This window comes from Achromobacter spanius (genome assembly GCF_039673305.1).
Classification (GTDB): domain Bacteria; phylum Pseudomonadota; class Gammaproteobacteria; order Burkholderiales; family Burkholderiaceae_B; genus Achromobacter; species Achromobacter spanius_F.
In genome coordinates this window covers 239,838-255,609 of record NZ_JBDJLJ010000001.1, presented here as the reverse complement: position 1 = coordinate 255,609, position 15,772 = coordinate 239,838, and the positions used below count along the sequence as shown (strand labels likewise).

The window sequence follows — 15,772 nt, the reverse complement described above, 5'->3', positions numbered from 1 at the left end:
GCGGGTTAGACGGCAGGCCGGCGCCCCATTCGGGGCTGGTACCGGGCGACCTCTCCGCGCTGCAGGGTCGACAGGACCAGCTCCGACATCATGTTGATCGATACGTGGCGTGCGAAGAACTGCTCCAGCACGGCGCCAAACAGATAAGGGCTGATGCCCGAGAACGCCGCCTCGTCCACCTGGAGCGAAATACGCACGCCACGGCCATGCACAATGGGTCCTGGAACCGGAAGACGGTGGTGCACGGGTACGGCGCTAACATGCCGCAAGCCGGAAATATGCTTGCGCAGCGCAGGATCCGCCAGGCTGCCGTACACGTGCAGCATTTCACGCAGCGTCTGCGCGCCCTCCTCCGCATCCAGATCGGTCAGGCTCAGATAGTTCAGGCCGAGATGGCTGATCAAATGCCAGGTTGCGGCGTTCTCGGCCAAGGCGGGGCTGGGGCGCGTGGGCCCATGCAGCACCTTCACCGCACGCACCGGCGCCGACACGCGCAAGGTCATGTCGGTCTCGGTCCCCAGGGGCAGCAGCATCGCCATGTCGCGGTTCGAACACAACGTATCCAACGTCAGATGGCGCAACTGGCCTGAGAACGGCGCCTCCTGCCTGTCCACCAGCGACAGGAAAACCTCGCTGCCCGTATAGCCGGTCCGCGTGCCGTTGCGCTGCGCCGTGTCGGAAATCAGCCTGGGCTCCCGGCGTACCGAGAAATACGCGCCGTAGTCATCCGGATCGCTGCCCAGCGACCCATAGAACGGACGGAACTCCTGTTCCTGCCGCTGCGCGTTCGCGTGGCCGGTCACGCGCGTCACGCCGAAGACTTCATAATCCAGTGGGCGGCTGCGATCCACCACCACGTGATATTCCGATGTGCGGGGTGTCACGGCCACCCGGTCGGCTCGCTTGGGAAACAGATTGATCACCGGCGCGCAATGCAGGGCGATATTGCTCGCCGATATCGCGCCCTCGAGTTCGGGCGCCGCAGCCGAAAACAGCAAGGTCAGCTCGAACTCGCGGGTCTCGCGCTGCGGCCCCGGCGCCGATGCGTGACTGCGCAATCCTGCCTTCAGTCCATTGACGCTGAAGAACAGGTAACGCTGCGAAAACGCGAAATACTCCTGCAGCAGGCGATAGCCCTGGAAGACTCGCGCATCGGCGGGCAGGAGCGCCTGGTCGTCTGCGAAGCCTTCGTGCCGGATCGCACTGGCCGGCAACCTGTTTATCCACCCGACAGGCCGCGCCGCGTCGTGCCCCAGCACGGCCACCGTGTGCCCCATCACCATTTCCAGCAGACGATGCATCTGCAGGTCCTGGCCGCTCAGGTGAAAGACCAGCTGATCGATGTCCAGGTCTTCCAGCCGCTGCCCCCCACCAACCTGCAGCCGTATGCGCAGCGCGCTCAAGACGCGCGCGGCGCGGCTCGACAGGCCCAGCCGCGCCAGCGGCAGATCCTGCGGGGCCGAGGTGAACTCCGCCTGTGTCACCTGCAAGGGCCAAAGCCGAACGGCATGGCCCGTGGTGAACTCGCACGGCGTCTGCTCTCCGCGCGGCACGCGGCCGCGCAGCAGCGTGCCGCGCGGCAGCTCGAAGCCCGTGGCAAGCGTGCCTTCGTTCATGCTTGGAGCAAACTGCACGATTGCCATCGCAGGGGTGGGCGCCAGATAGTTGGGGTACACCACCTCCAGCAAACGCTGCGAAAAGCGCGGAAACTCCGCATCCATCTTCATCTGGATGCGTGCGGTCAGGAAGCTGAATCCCTCCAGCAATCGCTCGACATAAGGATCCGACACCTCCGTGGCGTTCATGCCCAGGCGGCCGGCCACCTTGGGATGCGCCTGTGCGAATTCCGCGCCAAGTTCGCGCAGATACACCAGCTCGCGGTTGTAGTAGTCCAGCAGCCGGGCGTCCATCAGATGCCGCCCAGGTCGTGCAGGTCCATATGGCCGCTCTCAAGGTCGATATCCGTGCGAAACAGGAATTCGAGAGGATGCGGCACGCACCACAGCATGCCCCGGATTTCCAGGCTCAGCACGTTGTGGTGTTCCAGCGAACCGGTGTCGGTCACGCAGCGCACCTCGATCGAGGAATCGAGAATGCGTGGCTCGAATGCAGAGATCGCGTTCCGGATCGACTCTTCGAAGTCGATCCAGTCGATCTCCGACATGCGCTTTCCAGCCATGGCGCGCACGCCGAAATTGACCGTCGACGCCACCACGCGCGGATGGGAAGACAGGTCCTGCGACGTCTGCAGGTTGACCGTATTGAGCAGCCAGCGCAGGTCTCGCAGCACCGCCGCGCGCAACTCCTCGTGCGTCAGCATCGCGCTGTCGCGCGGCTCCTCGCGCTTGCCCGGATCGTTGTCCGTCAGACGATCCAGCAGCGACGGCTGCAGGCGGTCGCGGGCGGCGCGCCGGTTGCGCGGCAGCGGCTCCAAATGCGCGGCTTCGTCGACCTGGCCCATTACGCCATCTCCAGGCTGCGGACATCGAGCAGTGCGAACTCATCCACATCGGTCAGCCACATCTTCTGGCCCACCCCCGCATAGGTATCGCCATGCAGCAGACGCCAGTCGGACATCTTCCCGAGCTTGACCGGATCGGGCAGGTCGACCATGCGCTCGCCAGGCATCGGCGGGTAGCGGGCGGGAACCAGGCCTTGAAGCGCCCTGCCCCCTTCCAGCTCGACTTCCGCCTGCGCCCACACCACGTCGCACAATCCGTCCGGCGCCAACAGACGAACCCGCTTGAGCGAGGAGAACGGCAACCAGACGTACCTGCCTGCGGCAAAGAATTCGAACACCGGACCCAGCCGGCTATCGCCATCGCAGATCCACTGAAAGGGCTGCGACTCGGACTGCGTGGCGCCGCCAATGCTGCCTGCGCGCGAGGCAGCCTCCTCGAACGCCTGCGCACGCAGCGCGGCGGCCTGCACCGTGGATTGGGTTTCGACGCGCAGCGCGGACATCAACGTCCGCATCCAGTCTCCGGGATTTTCCAGCAACGCCGGTTCGCCGCTGCCGCCGAGCACGGCTTCACGTTCACGCTCCGCGGCAATTGCGCCCGCATAGAGCGCAGCCATCGGTCGGGCCTGCTCGCTCAGCTGCGCGCACAGGTTGAGCTGCTCGCTGGCGCGCGTCCAGTCTCCCTGCGCAACCAGCAGCTGGAACAGTTGCGCGCGCAGGTCCGCGTCGGCGGGGCGACGGCGGATATGCGACTGCACTTCGTCCAGCTGACCCTGCAGGCTGACGACGCCAAAAGGAACCGCGGCGATGGACATACGTGCCCCGCCTTAACCCACTTCTTTGTTCTGCTTGATATCCCAGGCAACCAGACTTTCGGCGCCCTTGCCGCCCTTTTCGGTCTGCTCCCAATACTGCTGCTTGACCTGGGCGGCCTGGAACGCGAAGTTCACCACCACGCCTTCGGCGCTGCGGTCTCCGGAGATCTGCACCGACGATACCAGCACGTCCTCCAGCGTGATCTTGGAATACTCGATCTGCTCTCCGCCCGCCTTGCACATGGACAGTTCTATCTTGCCCAGATGCTTGCCGCTGGCGCAGTGCTTCATCACCGCCGGCGCCGCCTTGTCGATGCGCGCGACGACGTGTAGATCGTTGAAGCTCGCCTTGCCCGCGCCCAGGCCGCCCCCGCTGGCCATGTTGCCTGGCTGCGTGGCGCCCCACGAGAACGACACGATGTCGGTCCAGTCCTTGTGGTTGGCGTCCTTCGACTCTCCGTTGGCGCCATCGATTTTCATGAACATATCCACAGCCACATCTGTCTCCTGGAGTTATCGGGCGCGGATGCGCCCGTCTTTATGACACTCAGCCTTCGCTCTGCTTGAGCGAGGGCAACTTGGACACCAGCCGCAGCGACACCGTCAGCCCTTCAAGCTGATAATGCGGCCGCAGGAAAAACTTGGCCGAGTAGTAGCCCGGGTTGTCCTCGATTTCCTGCACCTGCACCTCGGCCGCCGCCAGCGGCTTGCGGGCCTTGGTCTCCTGGGACGAGTTCACGGGGTCCCCGTCCACATAGTTCATGATCCAGTCATTCAGCCAGCGCTCCATGTCGTCGCGCTCGCGAAACGAACCGATCTTGTCGCGCACGATGCACTTCAGGTAATGGGCGAAGCGGCAGCAGGCGAACAGGTACGGCAGGCGCGCCGCCAGCTTGGCGTTGGCGGACGCATCGGCTTCGTAGTACTCATGGGGCTTTTGCAGCGATTGGGCCCCGATGAACGCCGCAAAGTCGGAGTTCTTGCGATGCACCAGCGGCATGAAGCCATTCTTGGCCAGTTCGGCCTCGCGCCGATCGCTGATCGCGATCTCGGTCGGGCACTTCATGTCCACGCCGCCGTCATCGGTTGGAAAGCTGTGGCACGGCAGGTTCTCCACGGCGCCCCCCGATTCGACGCCGCGGATCGAGGTGCACCAGCCGTACAGCTTGAATGAGCGGTTCACGTTGGCCGCCATCGCGTACGCGGAGTTGGCCCAGGTGTAGCGGTCGTGGTTGGCGCCGTCGGTGTCTTCCTCGAAGTCGAACTCATCGACCGGATTGGTGCGCGCGCCGTACGGCAGGCGCGCAAGAAAGCGCGGCATCGCCAGGCCGATATAGCGCGAGTCCTCGGACTCGCGCAGACTGCGCCATGCGGCGTACTCCGTGTTGGTGAAGATCTTGGTCAGGTCGCGCGGATTGGCCAGTTCCTGCCAGGAATCCATCTGCATTACGTTGGGTGATGCGCCGGTGATGAACGGGCAATGGGCGGCAGACGAAATTTTCGCGATCTCGCCGAGCAGCTCGACATCAGGCGGACTGTGGTCGAAGTGATAATCGCCAACCAGGCAGCCGATGGGTTCTCCGCCGAACTGCCCGTACTCTTCTTCGTACACGCGCTTGAAGATGGGACTTTGGTCCCAGCCAACGCCCTTGTGGCGCTTGAGCGTGCGCCCCAGTTCCGACTTCGACAGGTTCATCACACGGATCTTCAGCAGCTCGTCGGTCTCGGTGTTGGTGACCAGGTAATGCAGGCCGCGCCATGCGCCTTCCAGCTGCTGGAAGTCTGGGTGATGCATGACCCCGTTGATCTGCTCCGACAGCTTGCGATCGATCTCGGCGATGATCGCCTGGATGGTTCGGTAGGCGTCCGAGGACAACCCGACCCCGCTGTTTTCCAGCGCCTGGTGCGCCAGCGTGCGCACGGCATGCTCGACCGCTTCGCGCGCCTGCTCGGTCTTGGGCTTGAATTCCTTCTTCAGGAGCGCGGACAGGTCATCCGCCTCCAGGGTCTCGATGGCGCGCGCGTCGGCGCGTTTGGCCACTGCGGTCATGGCATTCTCCGAAAAGCGGTTCGAGCGGAAACTAGTCGGTGGCGGCGGTATCCGACGCCGGCTGCGCGTCGGGCTTCGGCGCGGCCGCCAGCGCATTCATCAGCGCGGGATTCTTGAGCACGTTGCCGATCAGCTCCTCGGCGCCGGTCTTGCCGTCCATGTACGTCAGCAAGTTGGCAAGCTGGGTCCGCGCGCTCAGCAGTTCGTTCAGCGCGCCCACCTTGCGGGCGACGGTGGCCGGCGAGAAGTCGTCGATGCTCTCGAACGTGATGTCCACGTTCAGGTCCCCGTCGCCGGTCAGCGTGTTGGGCACCCGAAAGGCCGTGCGCGGCTGAACCGACCGCATGCGCTCATCGAAATTGTCGATATCGATGTCCATGAACTTGCGTTCGCCCACGTCCGGCTGGGGCGTCTCGGACTTGCCGGCCAGATCCGCCAGCACGCCCATCACGAACGGAAGCTGGATCTTGCGCTCCGCGCCATAGATCTCCACGTCGTACTCGATCTGCACCCGCGGCGCGCGGTTTCTTGCAATGAACTTCTGGCCGCTTCCTTTCAGGCTGGTCGCCATGGTGTCGTCTCCTCTGGTGGGTTTTCAGGGTCTGGCCTGCCCTACGTATCTGGCCGGCTCCCCGCGTCCCGCGGCAGCCAGGCCTCGAATTGCTCCAGGCCCTGGGGCGCCAGGTTTCTGATAATGTCGTGAAAGCTCATGGGTATCAGTTGCTGGGCGCGGCGAATGAGGTAGGGCGCCGGATGACCGGGCTCATGGGCCTCGAAGTACGCGCATACCTTGTCCAGCAGCGCCGCGGCTTCGTCGCGGGAGCGGACGGGCGCATCGCGCCAGTGTTTGCCGGCGTCGCCGCCGGGCATGGCAGCCGCGGGCGCCGGCTCGTCGGCCGCAGCAACCGCGGAAGGTTCGGAAACGGCATCGGGCACATCGCGCGCGGCATCCAGCACGATATCCAGCGTGCGCAATACGGCGGCGTAATCGGGCGTCCACGCGCCGCCCAGCTTGTCGGTCACCAATTTCTGTATGCGGCGCAGCGCGTCCGAGGATGATGCCAGCGCCAGCACGTCGGCCTCGCGTTGCGTCCATGCCTGCCGCAAGCGCGCGACGACCCGCGGGCGGCCGCCGGGATAGCATTCGGCGTCCTGCCGGCTGCCGTCGAGCAGCGCCTCGGTATCGCGCAGCGATAGCTGGCCATGCACGCCGCTGACCAGGCTGGCGGAGCGCACGCTGCGCGCACAGCCCTGCACGTCGCCAAAGGCCGCCAGCGCATTCATGCGCGGCATCGGATCGTCTTCGCCGACGCTGTCCAGCCGGGGATGCAGGGGCTCCCAATACCGCTCCAGCGCATCGACCGCCAGCGCGAGTCCATCGCTGTACCCCGGCAATCCGCGGATTTCGGTCCAGGCACAGGTCAACAGGCCGATCACGCGCAAATCGCGGGTGCGTTCCAGCAGGGCTCGGGCAAGGCGTTCGACCTCGCGCCAGTCGGGTGGCTGTGCGGCGATGATCGTCGGGCCGAACTGCTGTTCGTCCCGACCGGCCGCGGCCTGCTGAAGCCGCAGGAAGTCGGGGTCGTATTCGAGGTCTTCCCCGCAGGGCAGACGTGAATCGAGGGTATTGAGGATATCGGCGAATTCCATAGTCATAGTCATTGCTGAAATGCCTGGGGATGCTGCCTGCTACCACTACGTTCCGCGCTGCTCAACGGAAAGGGTGAATTCTATGCACGTCTTTCTTTATGCAACGAACAACTCACACCTTCAGATTTTTCTTACAGATAACTAACAGTCCACTAAACAAATGAACACTTCTTACCCTCATGCATTGATATTTTGAAATACACCTTACGCAGACCTTCGAAATTGGGGGCTCCTGTTACCAAAGCGTAAAAATCACAAAAGCATGTGATCCCACTTCTCGGGGGCTTTGCGCGATGCCTACAATCGGCGCTCACGCTGGCGGCAGACCGGCGCGTAAACAGATCCAGAGACAAGCTTCCCCGTCCGGCACGCCCCCTTTCCCGCGTCGCCCCTATTTGCAGGCAGCCCCCTTGCGTGGCCGCCATCCATTTGCCTTTTCGGCGCGCGAGAAGCTGCGCGCCGCGGAAAGCCCAGCAGAGCAAGCGCAGCAGCAGTTGAATTCTCATAAGGAGACGGTGAGATGGACCGCAACGTGCCGAGCGAACGCGTCATCCGGGCGCACACCCCCCTGCCCCCGGACCAGTTGAAGTTCCGGGGCATGCACGGCTCCGAAAGCCTCTCCCAGCTGTTCGAGTTCGATGTCGAACTGGTGTCGGAATCGTATTCGCTGGACATGAAATCCCTGCTCGGCAAGCCGCTGACGCTCGAGATCGAAACGGCCGCCGACGCGCCGCGCTATCTCAGCGGACACATCACGCGCTGTGTGCTGGTCGGACGCGAGAACAACACGTCGCGCTACACCATCTACCGTGCCACGGTGCGCCCCTGGCTCTGGTACCTGACCCAGACCTCGGACAACAAGATATTCCAGAACAAGAATGTGCCCGACGTCCTCCGCGAGGTGCTCAAGGACTACAACTACCCCGTCGAGTTCAAGCTGGTGGACACGTACCGCAGCTGGGAATACTGCGTGCAGTACCAGGAAACGGACTACGCCTTCATTTGCAGGCTGATGGAGCATGAAGGCATTTACTTCTGGTTCAAGCACGACAACGGCAAGCACACGCTGATGCTGACCGACGACGTCACTCAGCACGAGCCCATCCCCGACTACGAACAGATCCCTTACTACGGTCCGGACCGCATCACCGTTCCGCGCGAAGACTACATCGGCAAATGGGAAGTCGCCGAGCAGATCACGCCGGGCGCGTTCGCCACCACCGACTACCATCCGCTGACGCCGGCCGCGAGCCTGGAAGCGCGCCGCAACAATCCCGGCGCGCATGATCACGGCGACCTGGAAATGTACGAATGGCAGGGCGGCTACACGAATCCCGATGACGCGGACCACTACACCCGCGTGCGGCTCGAGGACCTGCAGTCCCGGCAGGAGCAAAGCTCCGGCTCTTCCAACGCGCGCGGGCTGTCCACCGGCCATCTCTTCACCCTGCGCAATCATCCCCGCCAGGCCGAGAACCGCGAGTATCTCGTCGTCAGCACGTACTACCGCATCCGCGAATCGGGCTACGCCAGCGGCCAGCCCGATCCCGGCAGCTTCGACCTGGAATTTGTCGTGGTGCCGTCCTCCACCCAGTTCCGCGCGCCACGCGTAACGCCGATCCCGCGCACGCACGGCCCTCAGACCGCGACAGTGGTGGGCAAAGAGGGCGAGGAGATCTGGACGGACAAGATGGGACGCGTGAAGGTCCAGTTCCACTGGGACCGCTACGGCAAGAAGGACGAGAACAGTTCATGCTGGGTACGCGTTTCCAGTCCATGGGCCGGCGGCGGCTTTGGCGGCATCCAGCTGCCGCGCGTGCGCGACGAAGTGATCGTCGACTTCATCGGCGGACAGCCCGACCGCCCCATCGTGATCGGGCGTGTCTTCAACGCCAACAACCTGCCGCCCTGGGACCTGCCCGACAACGCGACGCAAAGCGGATTCCTGAGCCGCTCCAAGAGCGGCACGCCGGCCACCGCGAATGCGCTGATGTTCGAAGACAAGAGCGGCAGTGAACGCATCTGGCTGCATGCGGAGCGCGAACTCTGCACCGAAGTCGAGGCCAACGAGACCCACACCACCGACCTGAACCGCACAACGCATATCGGCGAAAACGACACCACCACGATCTGCGGCAACCGCGACATCCGCATTACCGGCACCGACTACCTGAAAGTCGGAAAGCGGCGCGACGTCTATGTCACCGGGCACGAGGAATACACCGTCAAGGCGTCGCGCACCGTACACGTGAAAGACGGCCTCATGGACGAGAAATTCGACAACGGCCTGAAGACCACGGTGGCAGCAAAGGGCGAGGAACGGGAGGTGAAGGGCCTCTTCAAGGAGACGCTGAAGACGGGTCAGGACGTGTATGTGGAAGAGGGAAACTCCCTGCATCACGTCATGGCGGGCACGCTCACCGAAAAGGCCAAGGGCAAGGTCGAAGTGCTTTCGACCGAAGCAAACATGGACGTCAAGGCCAAGACCGCCATGCTGGTGCAATCGGAAACCGCGGCAATGGACCTCAAGTCCAAGAGCAAGATGCACATGGAATCCGAGGACTCCACCGTGCTGATCAAGGCCAAGGGCAACATCACGCTGGAAACGCCGGCGGATGTCGTCATGGACGCGGCTAACGTCAAGGACCTGTCCAAGGAAAGCTGGCTGCAGGCCACGCCATTCTCCATCGGCCTGGCGGTCGCCAAGGCAGAGTTCGGCCTGCACCGCGTGGCCTTGTTTCGCACGACGGTCATGCTGAACTATTCATTCACCAACTATGCCCTGGTCAGCAACATCGGCCAGGTGGTGTCCTACCGGACCACGGGTTCCAGCTACGCGTTCGATGGCGCCAAGGCCGAGAAAGTGGGCCTGGGCGCCTCGATGGTGGGTCTCTGGACAATTATCTGAGGTCGCGATGCCGGATTTTGCGGATGCCTGGCCGGATTGGGGAAAGTGGGTCCTGCTGGGCCTGTTGCTGTCATTGGCGCAGGCCGCCTTCATGCTGCGCCGGGAAAGCCGGCGCCGAGCCGCGGGACGCGCGGACGCGCAGCGCCGCGACGTGATACGGGCCAGCGGACAACCGACCACCGCGCTCATCACGGCGGCGCGCGACACGAACCGGCGCATCGGCGAAACCCTGTATTACGTCATCGAATTGACGCTGGACGTCGCAGCCACCTCGGCCACGCCGGCGTTCGCCCGCACGATAGAAGTTCCGCTGTCGCCATTGAACCTGGCCAACTTCGGCGCGGGCAAAACCATCCAGGTCCGGGTGGATCCTTCCACGCGGGAACTTGCCGTCGACCAGCCGACCTGACAGGCCATGAAAACCATCAAGCCGCTGCGCCTTGGCATTCTGACCCGACCCTATCGCCAGCAACGCCGCGACATGCTGGGCGTGGCGGTGTTCGGGCTGGTGGACATTTCAGAGTCCGCAACGCTTCTCACGGACCAGGAACTGTGGCAGATCGCGGCCGCCGAAGGCATCGGCGCCCTGGACTTCGCTACGCCCAAAATGTATCCGGAAGCGCTCGTCTGCGGCCACGCCTATCCGCATGACGCCGGCAGCCCTGGCGCCTGCGCCGTGCGCATGAAGCTTGGAGCGATAGACAAGTCGCTGCTGGTGTTCGGCGACCGCTACTGGCTGGACGGCAAGGCCACCGCGCCCCAGCCGTTCGAGCGCATGCGCCTGGACTGGAGCCGCGCCTACGGAGGGCCGGGCGTCGCCGAAAACCCGCTGGGCATCGGCGAGCAGGACGAAGACATCCGCGGGGTGCACACGCGCCGGCTGCCGAATATCGAGCATCCCATGCACCGCGTCGGCGCCCCCGCCCAGCGCGTCCCGCCAGCCTGCTTTGCGCCCTTGCCGGCCGAATGGCCGCAGCGGGCCGCGCACATGGGCCGCGATTACGGGCAGGACTGGCTGGAGCATGATTTTCCCGGCTTTGCCGCCGACATGGACTGGCGCTTCTTCAACGCGGCCCAGCCGGACCAGTGGGGACCGGCGAATTCGTCCCTCGCCGGCGGCGCCGAATACGAACTGTGGAACATGCACCCAACGCAGCCGGTGCTGCGCGGCCGCCTGCCGGCATGGCGCGCGCGCTGTTTTTTCAGCCGCGAGGCCGACGGCGCCGCGCTCCAGGAACTGGACCTGCGCCTGAGCACGGCCTGGTTCTTTCCGGAACGCCATCGGATGGCGCTGATCTGGCACGGCGCCCTGCACGTGCGCGAGGACGACGCGGCCGACGTGCGGCACATCATGCCCGCGCTGGAGCACGCGACGCAGGCCCGGGACATGGCGCATTACGAAGCCGTGCTGCGGCAACGCCTGGATCCGGAACTGGGGCCCGTTTACGCGCTGCTGGATGCCCTACTCGTGCCGGAAGACATCTGCGGCGAGCTGACGGAATCCGAAGCGCCAGCCGTGCGTCCGTCGAACCGCAACGTGCATGCCGGCGCGGCGCGCCGCCATGCGCGTGAACGCGAATCGCTGCTGGCGCAGGGACTGGATCCGGATCTGTACATGGCGCCGCTCGACCCTCCGCCGACCGCGCCACGGCTCGCCGACCTGCCGCACACGATTCTGCGCATGCAGCAGGAAATGGAAGACGCCAAGCGCCTGTCGGGCGCCACCGCGGCCCGCGCGCTGGCCGATCCCAACCTGCCCGCCATGGCCGACGTGGCCGGCGTGGATCTCGACGCGCTGCGACGGCTTGACGGTGGCGGCAAGTCCGCAGCGGGCTTCGATCCACGCAAGCTCAGACGGCACATAGCGGATTTCGACACAAGTCCGCATGCGCAGGCGCGGCGTCACGCGCCTGGCGGCGAAGACGCAACGCCTCCCCTCTCCGAGACGCTGGGTCCGCAGGTCCATCAGGCCTACCAGCAATCCGCCCATCACTTCGCCCCGCCCCCGCCCATGCCGCCGCTACGCGCGCAGCGCACACGCCGCAAGCTGGACGCGCGACTGAAAGGCAGCCGCGACTGCAAGGACATGAATCTCACCGGCGCGGACCTGTCTGGCATGGATTTGTCCAATGTGGACTTCCAGCGCGCGATCCTGGCCGGCGCCCTGCTCGTGGGCGCCCGGCTGGACGGCAGCGACCTGACCGATGCGGTGCTGACTGGCGCGGATCTGACCGGCGCGGGCATGCGTGGGGTCAACCTCACACGCGCCAACCTGGGCCGCTCGCGCTGCCTGCGGACCGACTTTTCCGCAAGCCGGATCAACGAAACCACGTGGGACGATGCCTTCTGCGAGGACTGCAATTTTTCCGACAGTGCGTGGCAACTTGGACGCCTGCACCAGGCGCGGCTCTTGCGCTGCGATCTGGGCCGCGCCACGTTCAGCCAATGGGCAAGCATGAACGCCACGCTGGAAGACTGCGACTTTCGCGAATCGAGCCTGGACCAATGCGTTTTCATGCAGGGCGCACTGGGCAACGCCCGATTTGACGGCGCGACGCTGGTGCGCGTGAGCTTCATGGACGTCGCGTTCTCGGGCCGCTTCAGCCTGGAAAACGCCGCGCTGGACGGCTGTGCGTTCGCGGGCCGCGTCGAACTGGCGGGCGCCTGCCTGCGCGGCATGCGGTTCAAGCAAGGCAGCGCGCGCGGCGCCATCCTCACAGGGGCCGACATGCGCGACGCCCGATTGAGCGCCAGCGACTTCTCCGAGAGCCAATTGCAGGGCGCCGACCTGAGCGGCGTGTCCGCACCCGACACGCATTTCGTGCGCGCCGACTTCACCGGCGCGCGCCTGCGAAACGCCAATCTGATCAACAGTCTGCTTGGAAAGGCCATTTTCCTGCGCGCGGATCTGACTGGCGCGAACTTATTTCGCGCCGATGTGGCGCAGGCGCAGATGGACGACAGCACGGGGCTGGACAACGCCTACACGCAGGGCGCAAAGCGCTGGCCCGCCCGGCAGCCGGAGGCGCCCGCATGAACCTGGACCAGTTGCAGGACCGTGTGCGGCATGGCGAACCCATACAGCATCTCAGCCTCGCAGGCGCCGACCTGCGCGGCCTGGACCTGGCCGGCGCATTTTTTGATCACGTGGATTTCAGCGGCGCACGCGTGGACGGATGCCAGCTCCAGGACAGCCAGTTCACCCACTGCGACATGACGCGCTGGGAAGCCGGTGGCGTCGACCTCGGCATGGCGCGGCTCATCCGCTGCCAGGCCTCCGGCGCCACTTTCATTGGTGGCCGGTTGCGGGGCGCCAGCCTCGTCGAATGCAATCTGAGCGGAGCCGCGCTGGACGAGGCGGAGCTCTACGAGTCGTCCTTCACCGCCACCTCGCTGGAGGGTGCGTCATTGCGATCCACGCTGCTGGAGCGCGCCGTGTTCTCGCGCGGCGCCATGGCCAATGCCGATTTGTCGGGCGCCCGGATCAGCCACACCCTGTTCCATCAGCTGGACCTGCGTGGCGTGACGCTCACTGGCGTCGACGCGGCCAGCACGATGTTCATCGAATGCAATCTGGCCGGACAGGATTTTTCCGGCCGGGCTTATGCCCTGTGTCATTTCACGGATTGCCAGCTCGAGGCGGCGGACTTCCGCCATGCCGACCTGCGCCAGGCCGGCTTCAAGGGCTCCATGCTGCGCGGGGCGCGTTTCGCGGGCGCATCCGCACCGCAGTGCCTGTTTCCCCTTGCCGACCTGAGCGGCGCCGACCTGCGTCAGGGCCGTTTCGACGGCGCTATCTGGGTCGACGCGACGCTGGACGACGCCCTCCTGCAGGGCGCCAGCCTGAACCTGTGCATCTTCCAGCGCGCACGCTGCGCCAGGACGGACTTTCGCGGCGCCCATCTCGCCGACGCTGATTTTTCGCTGGCGGACCTGGACTGCGCTGACCTGCGCGACGCGACATTCCTGCGCACGCGCATGCACCGCGCACTGACGCAAGGCGCCCGATGGACCCACCGCCACGGCATCATCGAAAACGATGCGCCCTTGCTAGAGGCCGAACTATGGTCGGCCGGACGCGAAACGACATGAACCCGGCGCAGCCGCGCCGCACCCCACCGCACCAGGAGCCGTGAACATGCAAGTCCTCTGCCAATTGCCCAGCGTCGGCCTGGGATTTCCCGATGTGTGCAAGACGCCCGTGCCGCCGGTGCCGCACATTGACGTCTCGACGTCGTCCATGGGTATTCCCGTCGTCTGGAACGTGTGGCTGTGCTGCGCGCCGATGCACAACATGGCGACCGTGATTCCCGTCACGCTGGGCGATACCGCCGGTGTGGGCGGCGGGCTGATTTCCCAGACTTTCATGGGTCAGGCGCGCTACATGACCGGCGCCTTCACCGTGCTGGTGCGTGCAGCGCCGCTTGTGCGCGTGACCAGCCTGACCCTGCAGAACACCGTCAACGCCCCGGGGTTCAAGGCGGCAACACCGCAAAAGTCGATGTTTGCGCTGGCGGCGTAACCGCCAGCTCCCCAGTTACAGCTGGCCGTACGAGTGCAGGCCCGACAGGAACATGTTCACGCCCAGGAAGGCAAAACCGGTGATCAGCAGGCCCATCAGCGCCCAGTAGGCCGCCATCGCGCCGCGCAGGCCCTTGATCAGGCGCATGTGCAGCCATGCCGCATAGTTGAGCCAGACGATCAGCGCCCAGGTCTCCTTGGGATCCCACTGCCAGTAGGCGCCCCAGGCGTCCGCCGCCCACAGCGCGCCCAGGATGGTGGCCACCGTGAAGAACGCAAAGCCGATCGCGATGGCGCGATACATGATGTCGTCCAGCACCTCGAGCGAAGGCAACGCGTCCGCAATGCGCCGGCGGCCCAGCAGGATGGCGCCCACGATCACGGCGCCCACGCCGAAATACAGCATCCACGTTGCCGACAGGCCGTCGGTGCGGAACACCATCGGCTCGGCGCACAGCAGCACGCCCAGGATGAACAGCGGCGCGAGCTTGGCCCAGGACGTGGTCTGCCCGTGCTGCTTGACCAGGTAAGCGAAGCCCACCATGGCCGCCAGCGAGAACGTGCCGTAGCCGATGAAATTGGCGGGCACGTGCAGCTTCATCCACCAGCTCTTGAGCGCCGGCACCAGCGGCTGGATCTGACCCGCATCGCGCGTGAACGAATACCAGAGCAGGAACACGACGGCCGAGGTCACCACCAGCAGCACGAAGCCCCCAAGCGCGCGCGTGGCGTACTTGCGTTCGTAGTACAGGTAGAACAGCGCCGTGATCAGCGAGAACAGCACGAACACTTCATACAGGTTGCTGACCGGGATGTGGCCCAGATCAGGCCCCATCAGATGCCCTTCGCGCCAGCGGACCAGCAGGCCCGTGACGCCCGCGAACACCGCCCCCCAGGTCAGCGCCGTGCCCAGCCATGCGGCCGTGGGACTGAACACGCCGATCCAGTAGCACACCATGGCCAGCGCAAACAGCGCGCTCATCCAGAGAATGGCGGATTGCGAGGAAAACAGATACTTCAGGAAGAACACCTGCTCGGCGCGGGCCAGGTCTGTGCCGTACAGCATCAGCGCCAGCCCCGCCGAGATCGCACAGGCGATCATCAGGCGGCGCAACGGACGCCACAGCCAGCCCAGCCAGGCCAGGGCGGGCACGGTCCCGCACAGGATGATCTTCTCGTAGTAGTCCATCGCGTTGCCGTAGCGGGTCAGCGCGAAGCCGGCGCCGACTGCAAGCAGCAGGAAAAAGACGACGTCGGTCCAGTCGGGCTTGCCGCGCTGCGCGCGGCTGTCGCCGGTTTCGGACAAGGCGTCCTGCCAGAGCGTTTCGGGCGACGCGGGGTGCGTGGTGGTCGTAGTGGACATAAAA

13 protein-coding genes are annotated in these 15,772 nt (G+C 65.0%); 5 read left to right on the top strand and 8 right to left on the bottom strand.

The annotated features are described in order from the left end of the window. Window positions 1-5: 5 nt before the first annotated feature. From tssF to tssA, 7 genes are read right to left on the bottom strand one after another with little or no spacing between them, the layout of a single operon-like run. A complete protein-coding gene (tssF, locus tag ABE485_RS01260) occupies window positions 6-1,910 on the bottom strand; it encodes a type VI secretion system baseplate subunit TssF (protein ID WP_346512879.1) in 1,905 nt (634 codons plus the stop codon). Continuing rightward, window positions 1,910-2,461 (bottom strand): type VI secretion system baseplate subunit TssE, encoded by a 552-nt coding sequence (gene tssE, locus ABE485_RS01255; RefSeq protein ID WP_346512878.1) that lies wholly within the window; start codon window positions 2,459-2,461, stop codon window positions 1,910-1,912. Before tssE ends, tssF begins: the two co-directional genes overlap by 1 nt. Next, window positions 2,461-3,276, bottom strand: a complete 816-nt coding sequence (locus ABE485_RS01250; RefSeq protein WP_346512877.1) for a type VI secretion system accessory protein TagJ — start codon at window positions 3,274-3,276, stop codon at window positions 2,461-2,463. The genes tssE and ABE485_RS01250 overlap by 1 nt, the downstream gene beginning before the upstream one ends. A 12-nt stretch (window positions 3,277-3,288) precedes the next feature. Continuing rightward, window positions 3,289-3,774: an Hcp family type VI secretion system effector gene (locus ABE485_RS01245; RefSeq protein ID WP_346512876.1), complete on the bottom strand. Its 486-nt coding sequence runs from the start codon at window positions 3,772-3,774 to the stop codon at window positions 3,289-3,291. 49 nt (window positions 3,775-3,823) lie between these two features. After that, on the bottom strand, window positions 3,824-5,326 hold the full coding sequence (tssC, locus tag ABE485_RS01240) for a type VI secretion system contractile sheath large subunit (RefSeq protein WP_346512874.1): 1,503 nt from the start codon (window positions 5,324-5,326) through the stop codon (window positions 3,824-3,826). A gap of 31 nt (window positions 5,327-5,357) precedes the next feature. After that, window positions 5,358-5,897, bottom strand: coding sequence for a type VI secretion system contractile sheath small subunit (tssB, locus tag ABE485_RS01235; RefSeq protein ID WP_346512872.1), 540 nt, complete (start codon window positions 5,895-5,897; stop codon window positions 5,358-5,360). Between the two features lie 41 nt (window positions 5,898-5,938). Then, window positions 5,939-6,988 carry a type VI secretion system protein TssA gene (gene tssA, locus ABE485_RS01230; RefSeq protein ID WP_346512870.1) on the bottom strand — a complete coding sequence of 350 codons (1,050 nt, stop codon included), beginning with the start codon at window positions 6,986-6,988 and terminating at the stop codon, window positions 5,939-5,941. Between the two features lie 508 nt (window positions 6,989-7,496). Here tssA and ABE485_RS01225 point away from each other — a divergent pair. From ABE485_RS01225 to ABE485_RS01205, 5 genes are read left to right on the top strand one after another with little or no spacing between them, the layout of a single operon-like run. Further along, entirely contained in the window at window positions 7,497-9,884 is a 2,388-nt protein-coding gene (locus ABE485_RS01225) for a type VI secretion system Vgr family protein (protein WP_346512868.1), read from the top strand. A gap of 7 nt (window positions 9,885-9,891) precedes the next feature. Next, window positions 9,892-10,293 carry a hypothetical protein gene (locus ABE485_RS01220; RefSeq protein WP_346512866.1) on the top strand — a complete coding sequence of 134 codons (402 nt, stop codon included), beginning with the start codon at window positions 9,892-9,894 and terminating at the stop codon, window positions 10,291-10,293. 6 nt (window positions 10,294-10,299) lie between these two features. Continuing rightward, window positions 10,300-12,921 (top strand): DUF2169 family type VI secretion system accessory protein, encoded by a 2,622-nt coding sequence (locus ABE485_RS01215; protein WP_346512864.1) that lies wholly within the window; start codon window positions 10,300-10,302, stop codon window positions 12,919-12,921. Then, a complete protein-coding gene (locus ABE485_RS01210) occupies window positions 12,918-13,976 on the top strand; it encodes a pentapeptide repeat-containing protein (RefSeq protein WP_346512862.1) in 1,059 nt (352 codons plus the stop codon). The genes ABE485_RS01215 and ABE485_RS01210 overlap by 4 nt, the downstream gene beginning before the upstream one ends. Window positions 13,977-14,022: 46 nt before the next feature. After that, entirely contained in the window at window positions 14,023-14,406 is a 384-nt protein-coding gene (locus ABE485_RS01205; protein WP_346512860.1) for a DUF4150 domain-containing protein, read from the top strand. 15 nt (window positions 14,407-14,421) lie between these two features. Here ABE485_RS01205 and ccsB read toward each other — a convergent pair whose 3' ends face one another. Then, window positions 14,422-15,768, bottom strand: a complete 1,347-nt coding sequence (gene ccsB, locus ABE485_RS01200) for a c-type cytochrome biogenesis protein CcsB (protein WP_346512858.1) — start codon at window positions 15,766-15,768, stop codon at window positions 14,422-14,424. Between the last annotated feature and the right edge of the window lie 4 nt (window positions 15,769-15,772).

Coding starts and splice junctions, on each gene's coding strand:
- tssF (WP_346512879.1), bottom strand. CDS start 1,910: ATGGACGCCCGGCTGCTGGACTACTACAACCGCGAGCTGGTGTATCTG.
- tssE (WP_346512878.1), bottom strand. CDS start 2,461: ATGGGCCAGGTCGACGAAGCCGCGCATTTGGAGCCGCTGCCGCGCAAC.
- ABE485_RS01250 (WP_346512877.1), bottom strand. CDS start 3,276: ATGTCCATCGCCGCGGTTCCTTTTGGCGTCGTCAGCCTGCAGGGTCAG.
- tssC (WP_346512874.1), bottom strand. CDS start 5,326: ATGACCGCAGTGGCCAAACGCGCCGACGCGCGCGCCATCGAGACCCTG.
- tssB (WP_346512872.1), bottom strand. CDS start 5,897: ATGGCGACCAGCCTGAAAGGAAGCGGCCAGAAGTTCATTGCAAGAAAC.
- tssA (WP_346512870.1), bottom strand. CDS start 6,988: ATGACTATGACTATGGAATTCGCCGATATCCTCAATACCCTCGATTCA.
- ABE485_RS01225 (WP_346512868.1), top strand. CDS start 7,497: ATGGACCGCAACGTGCCGAGCGAACGCGTCATCCGGGCGCACACCCCC.
- ABE485_RS01220 (WP_346512866.1), top strand. CDS start 9,892: ATGCCGGATTTTGCGGATGCCTGGCCGGATTGGGGAAAGTGGGTCCTG.
- ABE485_RS01215 (WP_346512864.1), top strand. CDS start 10,300: ATGAAAACCATCAAGCCGCTGCGCCTTGGCATTCTGACCCGACCCTAT.
- ABE485_RS01210 (WP_346512862.1), top strand. CDS start 12,918: ATGAACCTGGACCAGTTGCAGGACCGTGTGCGGCATGGCGAACCCATA.
- ABE485_RS01205 (WP_346512860.1), top strand. CDS start 14,023: ATGCAAGTCCTCTGCCAATTGCCCAGCGTCGGCCTGGGATTTCCCGAT.
- ccsB (WP_346512858.1), bottom strand. CDS start 15,768: ATGTCCACTACGACCACCACGCACCCCGCGTCGCCCGAAACGCTCTGG.